At 65.1% G+C, this 17,142-nt stretch carries 17 protein-coding genes; 9 read left to right on the top strand and 8 right to left on the bottom strand.

The annotated features are described in order from the left end of the window. Positions 1–46: 46 nt before the first annotated feature. The 5 genes from AC1MLZ_RS09675 to AC1MLZ_RS09655 form a co-directional block, all read right to left on the bottom strand. Positions 47–211, bottom strand: a complete 165-nt coding sequence (locus tag AC1MLZ_RS09675; RefSeq protein ID WP_480958256.1) for a hypothetical protein — start codon at positions 209–211, stop codon at positions 47–49. A gap of 115 nt (positions 212–326) precedes the next feature. Then, complete coding sequence (locus AC1MLZ_RS09670; protein WP_480958255.1) at positions 327–668, bottom strand: hypothetical protein; 342 nt, start codon at positions 666–668, stop codon at positions 327–329. 422 nt (positions 669–1,090) lie between these two features. Continuing rightward, positions 1,091–1,876 (bottom strand): SDR family NAD(P)-dependent oxidoreductase, encoded by a 786-nt coding sequence (locus tag AC1MLZ_RS09665; protein ID WP_480958254.1) that lies wholly within the window; start codon positions 1,874–1,876, stop codon positions 1,091–1,093. A gap of 14 nt (positions 1,877–1,890) precedes the next feature. After that, positions 1,891–3,069, bottom strand: a complete 1,179-nt coding sequence (locus AC1MLZ_RS09660; RefSeq protein WP_480958253.1) for a zinc-dependent alcohol dehydrogenase — start codon at positions 3,067–3,069, stop codon at positions 1,891–1,893. Further along, positions 3,069–3,650 (bottom strand): SRPBCC family protein, encoded by a 582-nt coding sequence (locus AC1MLZ_RS09655; protein WP_480958252.1) that lies wholly within the window; start codon positions 3,648–3,650, stop codon positions 3,069–3,071. Before AC1MLZ_RS09655 ends, AC1MLZ_RS09660 begins: the two co-directional genes overlap by 1 nt. A gap of 288 nt (positions 3,651–3,938) precedes the next feature. On the opposite strand from AC1MLZ_RS09655, the gene AC1MLZ_RS09650 reads away from it, so the two are divergent. Further along, positions 3,939–4,715, top strand: a complete 777-nt coding sequence (locus tag AC1MLZ_RS09650; protein ID WP_480958251.1) for an EAL domain-containing protein — start codon at positions 3,939–3,941, stop codon at positions 4,713–4,715. A 41-nt stretch (positions 4,716–4,756) separates the two neighbouring features. On the opposite strand, the gene AC1MLZ_RS09645 is transcribed toward AC1MLZ_RS09650, so the two are convergent. Further along, positions 4,757–5,065, bottom strand: a complete 309-nt coding sequence (locus tag AC1MLZ_RS09645) for a hypothetical protein (RefSeq protein ID WP_480958250.1) — start codon at positions 5,063–5,065, stop codon at positions 4,757–4,759. A 218-nt stretch (positions 5,066–5,283) separates the two neighbouring features. On the opposite strand from AC1MLZ_RS09645, the gene AC1MLZ_RS09640 reads away from it, so the two are divergent. The 8 genes from AC1MLZ_RS09640 to AC1MLZ_RS09605 all read left to right on the top strand — a co-directional run bounded on the left by AC1MLZ_RS09640 (position 5,284) and on the right by AC1MLZ_RS09605 (position 14,945). Next, positions 5,284–7,566, top strand: a complete 2,283-nt coding sequence (locus AC1MLZ_RS09640; protein ID WP_480958249.1) for a TonB-dependent siderophore receptor — start codon at positions 5,284–5,286, stop codon at positions 7,564–7,566. Next, on the top strand, positions 7,563–7,877 hold the full coding sequence (locus tag AC1MLZ_RS09635) for a hypothetical protein (RefSeq protein ID WP_480958248.1): 315 nt from the start codon (positions 7,563–7,565) through the stop codon (positions 7,875–7,877). The genes AC1MLZ_RS09640 and AC1MLZ_RS09635 overlap by 4 nt, the downstream gene beginning before the upstream one ends. Continuing rightward, positions 7,874–9,475 (top strand): PepSY-associated TM helix domain-containing protein, encoded by a 1,602-nt coding sequence (locus AC1MLZ_RS09630; protein WP_480958247.1) that lies wholly within the window; start codon positions 7,874–7,876, stop codon positions 9,473–9,475. Before AC1MLZ_RS09635 ends, AC1MLZ_RS09630 begins: the two co-directional genes overlap by 4 nt. Then, positions 9,472–9,768: a DUF3325 domain-containing protein gene (locus AC1MLZ_RS09625; protein WP_480958246.1), complete on the top strand. Its 297-nt coding sequence runs from the start codon at positions 9,472–9,474 to the stop codon at positions 9,766–9,768. The genes AC1MLZ_RS09630 and AC1MLZ_RS09625 overlap by 4 nt, the downstream gene beginning before the upstream one ends. Positions 9,769–9,805: 37 nt before the next feature. Further along, positions 9,806–10,417, top strand: coding sequence for a DUF4198 domain-containing protein (locus tag AC1MLZ_RS09620; RefSeq protein ID WP_480961519.1), 612 nt, complete (start codon positions 9,806–9,808; stop codon positions 10,415–10,417). Between the two features lie 124 nt (positions 10,418–10,541). Next, positions 10,542–10,904, top strand: a complete 363-nt coding sequence (locus tag AC1MLZ_RS09615; protein ID WP_480958245.1) for a hypothetical protein — start codon at positions 10,542–10,544, stop codon at positions 10,902–10,904. Positions 10,905–10,996: 92 nt separating this feature from the next. After that, positions 10,997–13,585: a PAS domain-containing protein gene (locus tag AC1MLZ_RS09610; protein ID WP_480958244.1), complete on the top strand. Its 2,589-nt coding sequence runs from the start codon at positions 10,997–10,999 to the stop codon at positions 13,583–13,585. Between the two features lie 73 nt (positions 13,586–13,658). Continuing rightward, positions 13,659–14,945: a methyltransferase family protein gene (locus AC1MLZ_RS09605; RefSeq protein WP_480958243.1), complete on the top strand. Its 1,287-nt coding sequence runs from the start codon at positions 13,659–13,661 to the stop codon at positions 14,943–14,945. Here AC1MLZ_RS09605 and AC1MLZ_RS09600 read toward each other — a convergent pair. After that, the gene (locus AC1MLZ_RS09600; RefSeq protein WP_480958242.1) at positions 14,942–16,315 is read right to left on the bottom strand and encodes a glutamate--cysteine ligase; all 1,374 of its coding nucleotides are present in this window, start codon (positions 16,313–16,315) and stop codon (positions 14,942–14,944) included. The genes AC1MLZ_RS09605 and AC1MLZ_RS09600 overlap by 4 nt on opposite strands. Positions 16,316–16,379: 64 nt before the next feature. After that, a complete protein-coding gene (locus AC1MLZ_RS09595) occupies positions 16,380–17,141 on the bottom strand; it encodes a 16S rRNA (uracil(1498)-N(3))-methyltransferase (protein ID WP_480958241.1) in 762 nt (253 codons plus the stop codon). Position 17,142: the final 1 nt, after the last annotated feature.

Below are 17,142 nucleotides of genomic sequence, written 5' to 3'. Positions count from 1 at the left end.
CGTCGATGACGCCGAAGAATCCGAGCTTCGGGCCCGCGATGCGGCGCTAGTCTTCCGGTTCGACGTTGCCGGTGCGGGCTCGTGCGAAATGCGCGACGTCGACCGCGGAGGGGAAGGCGTGGACGTCGCGGTGGCGGTCGCGCTTGGCTTCGTACAGGCTATAGCCGCCGGTGAAGACGAGGCCGGCACGCGCGAGCAACCGGGTTTTCACGGTCGAGCAGGGCGGGGTCGGCGAAACGGAACGCGGACAGGTCGTCCATGCAGTCGTAGATCACGGCGGTAGCGTCGAGGTGCTCGGCGAAAGGGAGCATCGTCGGCGTGTAGAACTAGAGCAATGGCTTCGTCCGGATGCTCGTTGCGATCAGCATGTCGAGCAGTTGCCGCAACCCCGTCCCGACCTGCTCGGCATTCCACCAATGCGGGAGGCGCGGGCGCAGCGCGATCACTTTGTCGGCGGGGAAGGGGTGATGTTCGAGGAACGGCAGCGGGTGGTCGCAGGGTATGTGTTCTTCCCAGACGAACACGCTCTGGTTACGCGCGAACCGCTTCATCAGATGCTCGGGGCGCTGGGTGACGAAATCCCAACGGAGATGCGAGAAACAGATCAGCGGCGGGGCGTTTGCGTCATCGGACTTCGAGAGGCTGGGGGTGGGTCCGATACCGTGCACGCTCTTCCAATCCGCGAAGCCGCAGTCATCCGCGTTGGTGCTCGAACCTAAAACCATGTTCCGGCCAAGTCGCTATGGTCGGTCAGGTATTTTTCATTGCTTTACATCTTGTATTTACTCGATAATCTTAGCCAATCGTGCCACGCTATGCGTCCATGTCCAACGTTCCAGGACGCCCCCGCGGGGCCGAAATTCGTCGACGGTTTCGCGCATTGTAAGGACCGCTTCGGCAAACCCGTTCGCCGAAGCAGTCATGCCGGTCTCGGGCAGAATGAACTGCAGTCCGCAGCGCAGATCGGCATTGGCGAGCACGGGTAATCTGCGGTATCTCGGACCCGCGTCCGCTGGTGCGAAGCGGCGACGCCCGGTCCCATCAGGGCCGGGCATGCCTTCAACGCCGTCAGCCGGAAGGCGACCACCGTTTAGTCCTTTGCGCTACCTGGCTCTGCCATCCCCCGATGTTGTTCGGCGAGAATGGAACCGGGGATCACGTTGGCGAGCACGCCCTGGACCTTCGTCTTCCAGCCCGAGAAGATCGATGCCTTGCCGCTCATCAGCGCATTCCAACCGTCCTTGGCGACATCGGCCGGATCGCTCTTGTTCGGATCGGTGCCGACATCGGTGTCGTTCATGCCGGCGCGGTCGAAGAATTCGGTATCGACGGGGCCGGGCATCAGCGTCGTCAGCGTGACGCCGTCGGCCTCCTTGATCTCGTTGCGAAGCGCTTCGGTAAAGCTGTCGATGAACGCCTTGGTGCCGTTATACACCGCCTGGAACGCGCCGGGGATGTAGCCCGCGACCGAGCCGACCACGAGAACCTTGCCGTCGTTGCGCGCGACCATCGCCGGCAGCACCTTATGGATGAGGTACAATGTGCCGGTGATGTTGGTATCCACCACGAGCCGCCAATCCTCGACCTTCTGGTCGAGGAAGCCGTGGCCGAGACCGTGGCCGGCATTGGCGCACAATATGTCGACTTTCCGCCCGTTGGTCGCGGCGATCAGCGCATCGACGCCGTCGATCGTCGACAGGTCCGCCTCGACCGCGGTCACGTCGGTACCGAACTGCTTGAAGTCGGCGCCGGCAGCCTGGATCAGCGCCTCGTTGGCGACGACGAGGATGTCATAGCCGTCCTTCGCGGCGAGCGTGGCGAGTTCGAAGCCGATGCCCGTCGAGGCACCGGTGATGATTGCGAATTTATCGGCCATTGTCTCAGATCCTCTCAATTGAAGCCGGGCTTCAGCACGACCTTGGTCACTTCGTTCTGGTTGTTCTTGAACATGTCGTAGCCCTTGGGGGCGTCCTCCAGGTCCATGCGGTGCGAGATTAGGAAGGTCGTGTCGATCTTGCCCTCCATGATCGCGTTGAGCAGCGCGGGCATATAGTGCTGGACGTGCGTCTGGCCGGTCTTGAGCGTCAGCCCCTTCTCCATCAGCGCACCGAGCGGGAACTTGTCGATGAACCCGCCATACACCGCCGGCATCGATACCCGCCCGCCCTTGCGACAGGCGATGATCGCCTGGCGGATCGAATGTGCGCGGTCGGTGCCGAGGAAGGTCGACGCCTTGATCTGGTCGATCACGTTGTCGACGAAGAAGCCGTGTGCCTCCAGGCCGACGCTGTCGATCACCGCATCGGGACCGATCCCGCCGGTCATCACCATCAGCGCTTCGTACACGGCGCTTTCTTCGTAGTTGATCGTCTCGGCGCCGAACTTCTTTGCCAACTCAAGGCGGTGCGGGAAATGATCGATCGCGATGACGCGTTCGGCGCCCATCAGGAATGCCGACTGCACCGCGAACAGCCCGACCGGACCGCAACCCCAGACCGCGACCGTGTCGCCCGGTTCGATCTGCGCATTCTCCGCTGCCATCCAGCCGGTCGGCAGGATGTCGGAGAGGAACAGCACCTTCTCGTCCTCGACACCGTCCGGGATCACGATCGGCCCGACGTCGCTGAACGGCACGCGGACATATTCCGCCTGGCCGCCCGCATAACCGCCGGTCATGTGGCTATAGCCGAACAGACCGGCCATCGGCTGACCGTAGAGTTCCTGCGCGATATCCTGATTGTCGGCGGGGAGACCGTTGTCGCAGGCCGAATATTGATGCTTGCCGCAGTGATAGCAGCTGCCGCACGATATCGTGAACGGGACGACGACCTTCTGCCCCTTCTTCAGCGTCGATTTCGCGCCGACCTCGACGACTTCGCCCATGAATTCGTGGCCGAGAATGTCGCCTGCCTGCATCGTCGGGATGTAACCATCGTACAGATGCAGGTCGGAGCCGCAGATCGCGGTCGCGGTGACCTTGATGATGCAGTCGCGTGGATTGACGATCTCGGGGTCGTCGACGGTATCGACGCGGACGTCGTGCTTACCGTGCCATGCCAAAGCGCGCATCAGGCCATCTCCTCTTCGCGTTGCTTGCGGGTCATCGCCGCGGTCGCGATCTCGCCGGTTTCCATCAGTTGTTTGAAGCGCCGCAGGTCGCGGCGTGCCTGTATCGCCGGTTCGCGTTGGAACATCTTGGCGATCAGCTTGCCGATGACGCCGGCGGGCGGATCATAGGCGATCGTCGCGGTGACGACGGTACCGCGCGCGCCGGCATCGCGAAACTCGACCCGGCCGCTGTTCGCGACGTCGGCGCCGGGCTCGGACGTCCAGGCGATCACGCCGTCCTTCGCCTCTTCGGTGACGACCGCATCCCATTCGACGGTCTTGCCCGCGGGGGCTTTCACGACCCAGTGCGATCGCTTGTCGTCCAGAATGTCGATCCGTTCGACGTTTTCCATGAACGTCGGCAGGTTCGCGAAGTCTCGGAAATAGGCGAAAACCTCGGCGATCGGACGATTGATCGTTACGGCGCGCGCGACGATCGTGTCGCCTTTGAGGTCGGTAACCCTGGATTCCGTCAGCGCATCGCCTTTTTTCCAGGTCGTCGGGGGGGCATCGTCACCATGCGCGGTCTTCTCGTCCGTCATGTCAATTCATCCTGTCCTGGCGAGCATGTTGGCTCGCTCGTTCACCACGTTGCGTGAGCGCTCAACGCACAATCCAAGAAATGGCCCCGGCGTCGGGAAATGATATTCCGCCCTGAACACGCGCCATCGGGAGCGGCAGGCCGGTAGCCCGAAGGCACTGCGATAGCGCAGTTCTTTGCTGCGATAAGGTATGTCGGTGCGACAAATCTTAACCAACGTACGGTAAGGCCTTCGTCATCAATCCGGGCATTTCCGGGATCGCACTACGGCAAGCGAGATATGAGCTTCATGGACTTCGATGCATTTCCGCGAGGCAGTGGCGGAACTAGATCGCGCGGGTGTGCAGGGTGCCGCGACGGTCGCGAATTGCCGTTCGATTTCACGATGGCGTTCCAGCCGATCGTCGATATCCAAACTGGAAGGATCTGGGCGTACGAGGCGCTGGTCCGGGGAGCCGCGGGCGAGGGCGCCGGCACGATCCTCGCGCAGGTCGCGCCCGAACTGATCTACGGTTTCGACCAGGCTTGTCGCGTCAAGGCAGTCGAACTGGCGGGGCAGCTCTATCCGGCGGATACCGACATCAAGCTGTCGATCAACTTCATGCCCAATGCCGTCTATGAGCCGAATGCCTGTATTCGCGCCACGCTCGACGCAGCCTCACGCTCGGGGTTCGACCCGCGCAACCTGATGTTCGAGTTCACCGAGAACGAAAAGATGCAGGACGTCGATCACGTCCGACGGATCATCGAAGCCTATCGCGCGCAGGGGTTCACGACCGCGATCGACGATTTCGGCGCAGGCTATGCGGGGCTGGGGTTGCTGGCCGAACTTCGCCCCGACGTGCTCAAGATCGACATGGCGCTGATTCGCGACATCGACCTGTCCGCCACCAAACGCACGATCGTATCGGCTATCGTCGGACTGACGACGGCGCTCGATATCCAGCCGCTCGCCGAGGGCATCGAGACGGACGCCGAACTGGCCACGCTGCGTGACCTCGGCATCCGTCTTTGCCAGGGGTATCTGCTGGGTCGCCCTGCCATCGGCACTCTCGCAAGCGTCTGATCACGGCAAGATGATAGCTTTGCCGTGATGAGCGGAACGCGTCAGTCTTCGGCGACATCGCTGGCGTCGAACTCGGCGAACGCGGCTTTGACTTCCGCTGCGCGCGCTTCGTCCTGAATATCTACCGACACGACGATCTTTCCCTCCAGCGCCGCGTCGTCACGCGATTCGGGCGTAGGGTCCTGGCCCTCGGTGTCGGCACCCGCTTCTTCGTTGCCGACGCTGTTGCGATCGCCGTCGGTGGTGATGAAGATGTCGGCCCGCTCGATGCCCTGCTCCTGGACGAGACGCTCGACGGTCATCTCGGCTTCGCGGCGGGTCTCGAACTTGGCTTTCAAATTGGTCGGCATGGGAAGCTCCTTGGTTGTTCGATCGAACGTGCTCAACGCGTTGGCGGGATTTTTGTCCGGTTGAGGCCGAACAAAATTGCCGCGTTCGGCGAGAGCGACCCGGTTCGTGCGGGTATCGGTCATGACGAGAGTACAGCTGAAACATGACAAAAGCGTTAGATTGATAGTGACTCGCAACAGCGATTCTCCTAGAGGCCTCCCGTCAACGGGGGTTCAGTATGAGTTTTTCGAGTATATTGCTGGCGAGTGCAGCACTGGTCGGGGCACCTTTGCCAGCGCCGGCGGAAGAGCCGAAAACCGTCGAAGCCACCGGATCGGACGACGCGCAGAAGGCCGAAGAGATCATGGTCATCGGCAAGAGCTATGGTCGCGAGGTCGGCAAGACCGTGACGCCGCTGAAGGACACGCCGAACACCATCACCGTAATCGACCGCGAGCAGATCGAGGCACAGAATCTGTTCACGCTGGAGGACGCGCTGACCGCGACCAACGGTATCACCGTCAACGGCGTCGGCAGCGAGGATCCGTCGTTCTTCTCGCGCGGGTTCGCGATCACCAATTACCTGATCGACGGCGTACCGACGTTCGCGTTCAATTTCCCGTCCGCCGTGCCGGACCTGTTCTTCTACGACCGACTGGAGGTCCTTCGTGGCCCGGCGGGACTGTTCAGCGGATCGGGCAATCCGGCCGGCAGCATCAACATGGTGCGCAAGCGACCACTCGAAGCGTTCAAGATGCAGGCGAACGCTGGTGTCGGCAGCTATGACAATGCCCGGTTCGAGCTAGACGTCTCGACGCCGATCGGATCGAAGGCAGGCATCCGCGTCGGCGCGATGGCGCAGGACCAGGATCAGTTCTTCGCCACCGCGCACCGCAACCGGATTGGCGGATTCGCGGCCGGTTCGCTGGAGATCGGGACGCGCACCACGCTGACGGTCGGCGGCTATTACGATCGTTTCCGCCCGGCGGTGCAGTCGGGGCTACCCGGCATCATCGGCGGCGCGGACGGCAGCGACGGGCAGTTGCTCGACGTGAAGCGATCGACCTATCTCGGTGCCGACTGGAACCGGTTCAACGCCGAGACCTGGACCGGGTTCGCCGAACTCCAGCACAAGATCAGCGATCGCTGGACGTTGCGCGCGACGGGACTGTTCACCGACGTCGACCGCGTCGATATCTACAGCTATATCGGCAACCAGCCGGTCACCGCGACCAATGGCTCGACCAGCCACATCGCCTATCGCGGCGACAGCAAGCAGCAGACGCGCTCGTTCGACTTCAACGGCATCGGCAGCTTCCCGCTGTTCGGGCGCGACCAGACGCTGATCCTCGGCACCGATTATCAGGCGAGTTCGGGTACGTCGTACAACACGCGCCTGTCCAACTATGCGCGGATCGACGTGTATAATCCGGTATCGCCGTTCGAGCCGCCGCTGAACCCGTACGGCGCGTCGCCCTATTATCCGGTGCAGGGCAGCGGCGCGACATGCCCCAACTCCAGCACGGCCATCACGCCTGCGCCCGTCAACTGCGTGCTGCAAAGCTATGGCGGTTCTTCGACCGACGTCGAGCAATACGGCATCTACGGGCAAATGCGGCTGAGCCCGGTCGCCGGCCTGACGCTGATCGGTGGCGGTCGCGTGACATGGTGGGATACCACGACGACCACGCTCCTGACGCCGAGCGGCGTTCTGCCGCCGTCGACGCGCTATGGGATCGACAACCGCTTCACGCCCTATGCCGGTATCCTCTGGGACGTGACGTCGCAGCTCAATCTCTATGCGAGCTATGCCGACAGCTTCACGCCGCAGGCGGCGCCGGTCGGGCGGGCACGTCCCGACGGGCAGCAGATCGAGCCGCTGATCGGCGCGCAATATGAGGCGGGCACCAAGCTTTCGCTGATGAACGACCGCCTGCTGCTGTCGGCGGCAGCGTACCAGATCACCCAGACCAACCGGCTGTTCAACGATCCCGACGTCGCGACCGTCGTGCTGCAGACGGGCAAGGTCCGCTCGCGCGGGATCGAGGCCGAGGCGACCGGTGAGATCCTGCCGGGCTGGCGGATCAACGGCGGCTACACCTACACCAAGACCAAGTATCTGGAGGACCAGAACGCCGCGTTCGAAGGATTGTCGCTGGTGCCGATCGTGCCGAAGCACATGATCAAGGCGTTCACCAACTATGCGCCGGTCGACGGGCCGTTGGCAGGCGCGAGCCTTGGCGGCAGCGTGACGTGGTTCAGCTCGACCTTCGGCGGTAATGCGGCGGTGTTCAACCCCGACGGCACGCTGCGCACCCGGTCCACCATCGTCCGCCAGCCGAGCTATGCGGTGCTCGACCTGCGCGCAGGCTACAAGTTCAGCGAGCGCGTAGGCGTGTCGGTCAACGTCGCCAACGTCCTCGACAAGAGCTATTACGCACGGATCGCCGCCACCGGTCGCGGCAATTACTATGGCAGCCCGCGCACTGCGTTCGCGACGCTTCGGTACAGCTTCGAATGACGGCGGGCGACGCGCATGCCCGCGCGCGCTGGGCGCGTCGTGGCGACATCGCGCTGCGCGTCGTCGCGGCGGTGCCGCTCGGTTATGCGACCGCGAGCCTGTGGGCGATGGCGATCGCGCGGCTGCTGCCCGGTGATCGTGCCGAGGCGAGCGTCACCGCCGCGCTGATCGCGCTCGCCTTGTGCGCGATCGCGGCGATGTGGGCGTTCGCGGCGCGTAGTGGCTGGCGGGCGATCTGGACGCTCGCCGCGGCTGCGGGCGTCGCGGCGGCGATCGCGTGGGTGTCGATCGATGCGACGGGGCGGTTATGAGCAAGGGGTTTCGACAGTCGCAGGCGTTCCTGCACACCTGGTCCGGGCTGCTGCTCGGCTGGATCCTGTTCCTCGTGTTCGTCGCAGGCACGATCGCGTTCTGGCGCGAGGGGCTCAACCGCTGGATGCGACCCGAGATTGCGCGGGTCGAGCAACCGATGCGCGTGCTGGCGGGGTCGCAGGCGTTCCTCGCCAGGAAGGCGCCCGATGCCAAGAGCTGGTTCATCCCGGTGGCGACCGAACGGACGCCCGGCGCGCAACTGTTCTGGGTGCCGCAGCCCAAGCCCGGCGAAGAGCGCGGGCGGGGCCGGCGTGGCGGACGAGGACGCGGCGATACCCAGGCGCTGATCGGCGCCGACGGACAGGTCGGGCAGGCGCGGGAGACGCGGGGCGGGGAGTTCTTCTACCGGTTCCATTTCGACCTCCATTACATGCCGGTGATCTGGGCGCGGTGGCTGGTCGGGTTCGCGACCATGATGATGCTGGTCGCGATCATGAGCGGGATCGTCACGCACAAGAAGATCTTCAAGGATTTCTTCACGTTGCGCCGCGCCAAGGGGCAGCGATCCTGGCTCGACGGCCATAATGCGACCGCGGTTCTGGCGCTGCCGTTCCACCTGATGATCACCTATACTGGGCTGGTCACGCTGATGGCGATGCTGATGCCGTGGGCGGTCGTCGCCAATTATATCGACGAGCGCGCGGTGTTCGCCGCACTGTTCCCCACCGCTACGGTAGTCGAGAGGACCGGCCGCCCGGCGCCCCTGATCGACCTGCGGCGGATCGCCGTCGATGCGGAACGCCGGCTCGGCGCGCCTGCCAGCTTCATCGAGGTCAGCGATCCCGGCGACGCCGCCGCGCGCGTATCGGTCAGCCAGAGCGCCAGTTCAATGCTAAGTTCGCGGACGCCGCGGCTGACCTATGACGGCGTGTCGGGACGGCTCGTCTGGCGTTCGCCGGCACCGGGAGCCGCTGCGGAAACTGCGGGTGCGATGATCGGTCTGCATGCCGGACGCTTCGCGGGCGACGGCGGGCGCTGGCTGTATTTCCTGTGCGGGATCGCCGGCACGCTGATGGTCGCGAGCGGCCTCGTGCTCTGGACCGTCAAGCGTCGCGAGCGCCTGCCCGACCCGACCCGACCGCATTTCGGGTTTCGCCTGGTCGAGCGGCTGAACGTCGCGGTGATCGGCGGCTTTCCGCTGGGGATCGCGTGCTTCTTCTGGGCCAACCGGCTCCTGCCGGTAACGCTGCGCGCGCGCGCTGATTGGGAGATGCATGTGCTGTTCATCGCCTGGGCGGTGGCCGCGGTGGTGGCGTTCGTCGTCAGGCCGGCGCGCGTCTGGCCGTTGCTGTTCGCGGCGACCGGCGTGCTGCTCGTCGCGTTGCCGGTGTACGACGTCGTCGCCACCGATCGCGGGTTGTTCGCGTCGCTGGCGATCGGTGACGCGATGATCGCGGGCATCGACGCGACGATCGCGGTGTTCGGGGTCGCCTTCCTCCTGCTTGCCCGTCGCGTCGCGCGCCATCGCCCGGCTGCAAAGCGCGTTCGCAAGGTCCCGGCCGTCATCGCCTCCAAGGTTCTGGAGCCCGCCGAATGAGCATCCTGTCGCTCCTGGTCGCCACCGCCGCGTTCGTGCTGCTCGGCCTCGCGACCGACGCGCATCATCGTCGCCGGTTCGGGTGCTGTCCGCAGAAAGCGCGGCGCAGGATTCTGCGGACCGGCGGCTGGCTCGCGCTGGTCGCGAGCGTCGTGCCCGCGATCCTCGCCCGCGGCTGGATCTTCGGGCCCATCCTGTGGGCAGGCGCGATCATGGCCGGTGCCGGGATCGCCTTCCTCGCGCTCAACTTCATTCCGCCCCGCGACGCGCAGCCGTCGCGATCCTCCGTCTAAAGGACCTTAGTTCATGCGTTTCCTGTTCGCAGCGCTCATCCTCTGCATCCCCGCGACCGCTCACGCGCACGAGATCTGGATCGAGCGCGATGGCACCGGCCCTGCGCGCGTCTATCTGGGCGAGCCGGGCGAACCCATGCCGGCCGGTGGCGATCCCGAATTCGCCAAGCTGAAAGCGCCGCGGATACTCGCGCAGCCCGACGCCGTCCTGACGCGGCGCGTAGGCTTCCTTGAGGCGAAACTGCCGGCGGGCGACGTGCGCGCCTGGGACGATTCGGTCTTCGCCCCCTGGGGGCAGGACGGGAAGAAGGAGGGCGTGGTCTATTACGCACGCGCGGGCCGTGCCGAGGCGCAGGCCAAGCTGCCGTTCGAACTGGCCCCGGTCACCGCGAACGGATCGCGCTTCGTGCTGACGCGCGACGGCAAGCCGGTGGCGGGCGTCCCCGTCGCGCTGTACGCGCCCGATCGTTCGAAGACCGACCTGACCACCGATGCCGCCGGGATCATCGAGACGGGCAGGACGGGTGTCGCCAAGCCGGGACGCTATCTCCTGGTGGCCAGCAAGAAGGAAGACGGGCCGATCTCGCTTCCGGGCGGCGTCGCGCAGACGGTGTACCGGATCACGACGACCTCGTACGTCGCACGCTGAGACTTCCCACGCTGAGACTGCCCACGCAGGATCGATTGGCGATTGACGATCGATCCTGCGTCCTTGAAGCCGCGAGCGAATGCGAGGAGGCGTTTTGCCGACCGAGCGCGAACGGAGTCGAGGCGTGGCAATCAAGCCGACGAAGGAATGGAACGGCGCGGTCGTCCGCACGTGGCTCGAAAGCCGGGTGGTCGCCGCGCGAAACGATCAGGTCGTGGCGGAGCGCGGCGGGCGAGAGCTGCAGGACGATTGCGACAAGGCGAGCGCCGAGGAAATGGTCTGCTCGCTCCTGAAGGTCAGGAACACGGTCGATCTCCAGGCGTCGTTCTCCGCCGCGCTGCTGCTGTTGCTCGAGCGCGACGAATATATTTGGCGCGGCGTGTACAACGACACGCGGTTCGACCGGCACGTTCGGTCCTATGCAAAGAAGTTGCTGAAGATGGCGAAGACGAACGAGGGCTTCGAGAACACCACGCATTACCAGTGAGAATGCGATTCCCGAAACACGGCGCCACGTTGCGGTGAGCGAGATCGCGACCTAGATGTCGGCGACTTAGCGCCAATCCACGGAAGCCGGCCTTGACTGACATCACCGACCGCGTTCCCCCCGCCGCACCGAAGATTACCGCCGATGCCGAGCGGATCGCCTCGGAGCTGGTCGGCCAGGATGTCGGCACCGACCCGTTCGTCGCCGCCGTGCGGGCCACGCGCATGCCGATGATCATCACCAACCCGCGCCTGGCCGACAACCCGGTGGTGTTCGCCAACAACGCGTTCTGTCGTCTGAGCGGCTATACGCGTGAAGAGATACTCGGGCGTAACTGCCGCTTCCTGCAGGGACCGGAGACCGACGCGGCGACGATCGAACGCATTCGCGAGGCGGTGCGACGGGTCGAGCCGCTCGAGATCGATATCCGCAACCACCGCAAGGACGGCGAACCGTTCTGGAACCGCCTGCTGATGGCGCCAGTCTACGATACCGAGGGCGTGCTGGCGTATTTCTTTGCCAGCCAGGTCGACGTGACGATCGAGCGGCAGAAACTGCACGGCCTGGAGGTCAGCAACGCATCGCTGATGGCCGAACTCACCGACCGGCTGCGGATGCAGGAGGAGCATGAGCGCGAGCTCGCCTTTACGCTGAAGGCCGCACGGTTCGGTACGTGGAGCCTGGAAATCGCCAGCAAGCGGCTGACCGCATCCGAAACCTGCAAGGAAATCTTCGGCCGACCCGCGCACGAACCCTTCACCTATGACGATCGGCTCGCAGCGATCCATCCCGACGATCGGGGCAAGAGCATTGCCGAGGTGGCCCGCTGTGTTGCGGAGGGAACCGATTATGGCGTCGAATACCGGATAATCCGGCCAAACGGCGAGATGCGATGGATCGGCTCGCGGGGGCAGCCCTTCTACAATGCGGACCATGAGGCGCTGCGGATCGCCGGCGTCTCGACCGACATCACCGATCAGCGGCGTAGCGACATGATGCGCGCCGCGCTCGTCGAGCTGTCCGACGTGTTCCGCGATACCGACGAGCCGGACGATATCTCGTTCGCGGCGGCGCGGATCATCGGCAATACGTTGGGCGTCAGCCGCGTCGGCTATGGCCAAGTCGATACGCAGGCCGAAACCATCACGATCGCGCGAGACTGGAATGCGCCCGGAATCACGTCACTCGCGGGCGTGCTCAACTTCCGCGATTACGGTTCGTACATCGAAGACCTCGCCCAGGGCCGCGACGTGGTGTTCGACGATGCGCGGGTCGACCCTCGTACGATGGCGAACGCCGCCGCGCTCGAGGCGATCAGCGCCCGCGCCGTCATCAACATGGCGTTGACCGAGAACGGCGCTCTCGTTGCCCTGCTGTACATCAATCACGAAGCGCAGCGTCATTGGCGCGACGACGAACTCGCATTCATCCGCGAGGTTGCCGAGCGGACCCGGATCGCCACCGAGCGGCGGCGCGCGGAACAGGAGTTGGCCGCGCTCGCCGCATCGCTCGAACAGCAGGTGACCGCGCGGACCGGCGAGCTTCAGAACGCGGAGGACGCGCTGCGCCAGTCGCAGAAGATGGAGGCGGTCGGCCAGCTCACCGGCGGCGTCGCGCATGATTTCAACAACCTGCTGACCGTCATCCGGTCGGCGACCGACCTGCTCAAGCGGCCGGACCTCAGCGACGACCGGCGCGCGCGCTATATCGAGGCGATTTCCGATACGGCTGATCGCGCAGCAAAGCTGACCGGGCAGCTGCTCGCCTTCGCGCGTCGGCAGGCGCTCAAGCCCGAGATCATCGATGTCGGTCAGAGTCTGCGCGTGATTTCGGACATGCTGGGCACGCTGACCGGATCGCGCATCGTGATCGGCATCGACGTGCCGGACGCCGCGTGTTTCACCAATGTCGATCCCAGCCAGCTCGATACCGCGCTGGTGAACATGGCGGTCAACGCGCGCGATGCGATGGACGGGGCGGGCCGGATCGACGTCGCCGTACGCCGGGCCTCGTTCATTCCCGCGGTCCGATCGCATCCCTTGGTGCACGGCGATTTCGTCGCGATATCGATGACCGACACCGGCTCCGGCATCGAACCCGACAAGCTCGAACGCATCTTCGAACCGTTCTTCACGACCAAGGACGTGGGGCAGGGGACCGGGCTCGGGCTCAGCCAGGTGTTCGGGTTCGCCAAACAGTCCGAGGGCGATATCACGGTCGAGAGCCAAGTCGGCGTCGGCACGACCTTCACCCTGTACCTGCCGGCGGTCGATCAGGGGGCGTTGCCCGAAGCGGACGACGCGGTCGAGGATCTGGCCGACGGTCACGGCACCTGTGTCCTGGTGGTCGAGGACAACCGTGAAGTCGGGACGTTCACCACGCAGTCGCTTGCGGAACTTGGCTATTTGACGGTCTGGGCCGCCGATGCGCAGGAGGCCCTGGCCGAACTGGACAAGGATGCGTCACGGTTCGACATCGTGTTTTCGGACGTGGTGATGCCGGGGATGAACGGCATCGAACTCGCCGAGACGATCCGGACGCGATACCCCGGACTGCCGGTGGTGCTGACGTCGGGGTATAGCAACGTGCTCGCGCAGAACGGAACGCACGGCTTCGATCTGCTGCACAAGCCGTATTCGGTCGAGCAATTGTCGCGCGTGCTGCGCAAGGCGGCGGGCTGATCCCGGGCGGACCGGTTCGGTCGGCGCATCATGCTTCATGGCTTGCTTACCAATCCGCGCTACTGAGCATTCCATGCTTCAGGATGCCGCGCTTTCCGATCGGGCCGAGGTCGACCCCGAGACCGATCCCCGTCCGCGGTCTGCGGTCAGCCATGGTGCGGGGCTTTCGGGACTGGTCGGCGTGTTGGCGTGGCTCGGCATCGCGCGCTGGTACGGGATGGACGGGCCGTATTCGGCGCTCATCAACGTAGCCGCGTGCGGGCTGCCGATGGTCGCGTGGTCGCTGCTGGTCGACAAGGTCCATCGGAACCCGAGCACCGGGATCGACTGGTCTGTGGGCAGGCCCTGGCGCGAGACGCTCGACACCAGCCTGACCAAGCTTGCCGGTTTATGGGCGACCTGGGCGGGGATCGCGGTGATCTACGGTGCCGGGCGATTCTATTGGCAGGGCAATTTCGCATTTGCGATGTGGTGCTTCACCAACGCCGCGCCGATCGTGTTCGTCGTCTCGATCCCCTATGTCCTCTGGATCGACCGGTACCTCGTCGAGCCGCGCGACGGCGCCTGGCACCTTGGCGCGTGGATGACGGGTCAGGCGGGTGTCGACCGCGAGGCGATCTATGGTCATTTGCGCGCATGGGGCGTGAAGACGTTCTTCCTCGCCTTCATGCTCGCGATCGTCCCGCCGGGGTTCGGCGAGTTCGTCCGCGGCGACATGCGCGCGGTGCTGCATGATCCGGTGACGCTGTCGAACTGGCTGGTGATGCTGATGTTCCTGATCGACGTGGCGTTCGCGACGATCGGCTATGTGCTGACCTTCCGCCCGCTCGATTCGCACATCCGCAGTGCCAATCCGTATGCGGCGGCGTGGATGCCGGCGCTGATGTGCTACCCTCCGTTCATCCTGATGAATACCGGCGGGCCGCTCGACTATCATCCGGGCACGTCGGACTGGGCATATTGGTTCCAGTGGCATCCGGTGCTGCTTGGCGTGATCGGCACGGTCCTGGTGGCGCTGACCGCGATCTACGCGTGGGCGACGATGGCCTTCGGCTTCCGTTTCTCGAACCTGACCAACCGCGGGATCCTGACGCACGGGCCCTATGCGGTGTCGCGCCACCCGGCGTATCTGTCGAAGAACCTGTTCTGGTGGATCTCCACCATTCCGATTCTGACGGTTGGCAGCGTCGTCGACGCGGTGCGCGCGACGCTGCTGATGGCGGCTGTGAGCGGTGTCTACTACTGGCGCGCCAAAACCGAGGAGCGGCATCTGAAGCTCGACCCGGACTACCGCGCGTATTTCGACTGGATGACGCGCAACGGGTTCGTCCCGGGGCTGTTCGCGAGGTTGCGCAGTTAGAAGCTGGCCTCGTCATAGACCTTCGAGACGTCGCCACCCCAGACGCCGTTGTACCGCTCCAGCAGCACTTCGGCGGGCACCTTGCCGCTCCGCACGATCTCCCGCAGCGGATCGAGGAAGCCGGTCTCGTTGTCGCCCGCCCGGTTGAAGCGCGCGCGTGCAGAGAGACCGGCACCGGCGATGTCGAGCACCTGGCCGGCGATGTCGCGCAGCTTGCCGCCGCCGGGGATCGGCGCGTCGAGTGCCAGCTTCGGCACCGCATCGCGCAACGACTGGCGCTCGTCGATCGTCCAGTCCTTGACCAGATCCCACGCAGCATCGAGCGCACCCTGATCGTACAGCAATCCGACCCACAAGGCCGGCAGCGCGCAGATCCGGTTCCACGGTCCGCCGTCCGCGCCGCGCATTTCGAGGAACGTCTTCAGTCGCACCTCGGGGAAGGCGGTCGACAGATGATCGGTCCAGTCGTCCAGCGTCGGCTTCTCGCCCGGCAGGACGCTGAGTTCGCCCTTCAGGAAGTCGCGGAACGAGAGGCCAGCGGCATCGATATACTTGCCCTCGCGGTAGACGAAGTACATCGGCACATCGAGCGCGTACTCGGCGTAGCGCTCGTAGCCGAAGCCATCCTCGAACACGAACGGCAGCATGCCGGTGCGGTGCGGATCGGTGTCGGACCAGATATGGCTGCGATACGACAGCATGCCGTTCGGCTTGCCCTCGGTGAACGGCGAGTTGGCGAACAGCGCGGTCGCCAGCGGCTGGAGTGCCAGCCCGACGCGGAATTTCTTCACCATGTCCGCTTCGGACGCGTAATCGAGGTTCACCTGGATCGTGCAGGTCCGCAGCATCATGTCGAGGCCCATGCTGCCGACGCGCGGCATGTGCCGCAGCATGATCGCATAGCGCCCCTTGGGCATCGTCGGCAGTTCGGCCCGCGTCTTGTCCGGCCACATGCCGAGCCCGAGGAAACCGATGCCGAGCTTTTCGCCCGCGGCCTTCACCTGCTCCAGGTGACGCCCGGTCTCGGCGCAGGTCTCGTGCAGGCTGTCGAGCGGTGCGCCGGAGAGTTCGAACTGTCCGGCGGGCTCCAGGCTGATGCTGCCGTCGGGGCCCGACATGGCGATGGCGTTTCCGCCCTCCATGACCGGCTTCCAGCCATATTGCTCCAGTTCGCCGAGCAGCGCGCGGATGCCACTGGGCTCGTCATACGACGGCGCGTGGTGATCGCCGTTCGCATAGACGAACTTCTCGTGCTCAGTGCCGATCCGCCACGCGTCCTTCGGCTTCTCGCCGCGCGCAAAGCTGGCGATCAACTGGTCGCGCGACTCGATCGTCGGGCTGGTCTTTTTCGGAGCGGGAATCGTCGTCATCGCCGCGCCTTACGCGTCGATGAACGAGGGTGCTAGAGGGGATTCGGACCAATCGGTACCGATCTCACACACCGCCGCGACCGGGCCCCCAATCGCCGGCCGCCGCCATCCACAAGGCGACTGCAGCACCCGCCGCGGTTTCCGCGCGCAGGATGCGTGGACCGAGGCCGATACCGATGGCCTGGGGATGATTGCGGATTGCCTCGCGCTCGTCCGCGTCGAAGCCGCCTTCGGGCCCGATCAGGATCGCCGCCGGACCGGGCCGCGATCGCATCGCCTCCAGCGCAGGCACGCCGCCAGTCTCGTCCGCAAAGAACAGCACGCGATCTTCAGGCCAGTCGCGCAGCAACGCCGCCAGCTTCACCGGCTCGGTCACCTCGGGCAGCGCGGTGCGTCCGCATTGCTCGGCCGCCTCGATCATCTGCGTGCGCAGACGCTCGGTGTTGGGCTTGTCGACGATCGTCCGCCGCGTGATGACGGGCTGCAGCCGCGCGACGCCGAGCTCGCACGCCTTCTCGGCCATCCAGTCGACGCGGCCCTTCTTGAGCGGCGCGGCGCACAGCCAAAGATCGGGCACATCCTCGCGCGGTCGGAGCATTTCGGTGACGTCCAGGACCAAGTCGCGCTTGCCGACGCTCGACGCGACGCCGAGCCATTCGCCGGTCCGATCGTCGAACAGCTTCACCGGTTCACCGATCTTCATCCGCATCACACCGACGAGATAATGCGCCGCTGGGCCATCAACGTGGAGCGGTCCAGCCACGAGCGGCGTATCGACGAAAAGGCGCGGCGTGGACTGCGGCGGCCAGGCTGGGGTTGCAGGCATG

It is taken from the genome of Sphingomonas sp. PEI4 (genome assembly GCF_056679955.1).
The sequence above is the reverse complement of the archived record's forward strand: the minus strand, read 5'-3'. Positions and strand labels throughout refer to the sequence as shown.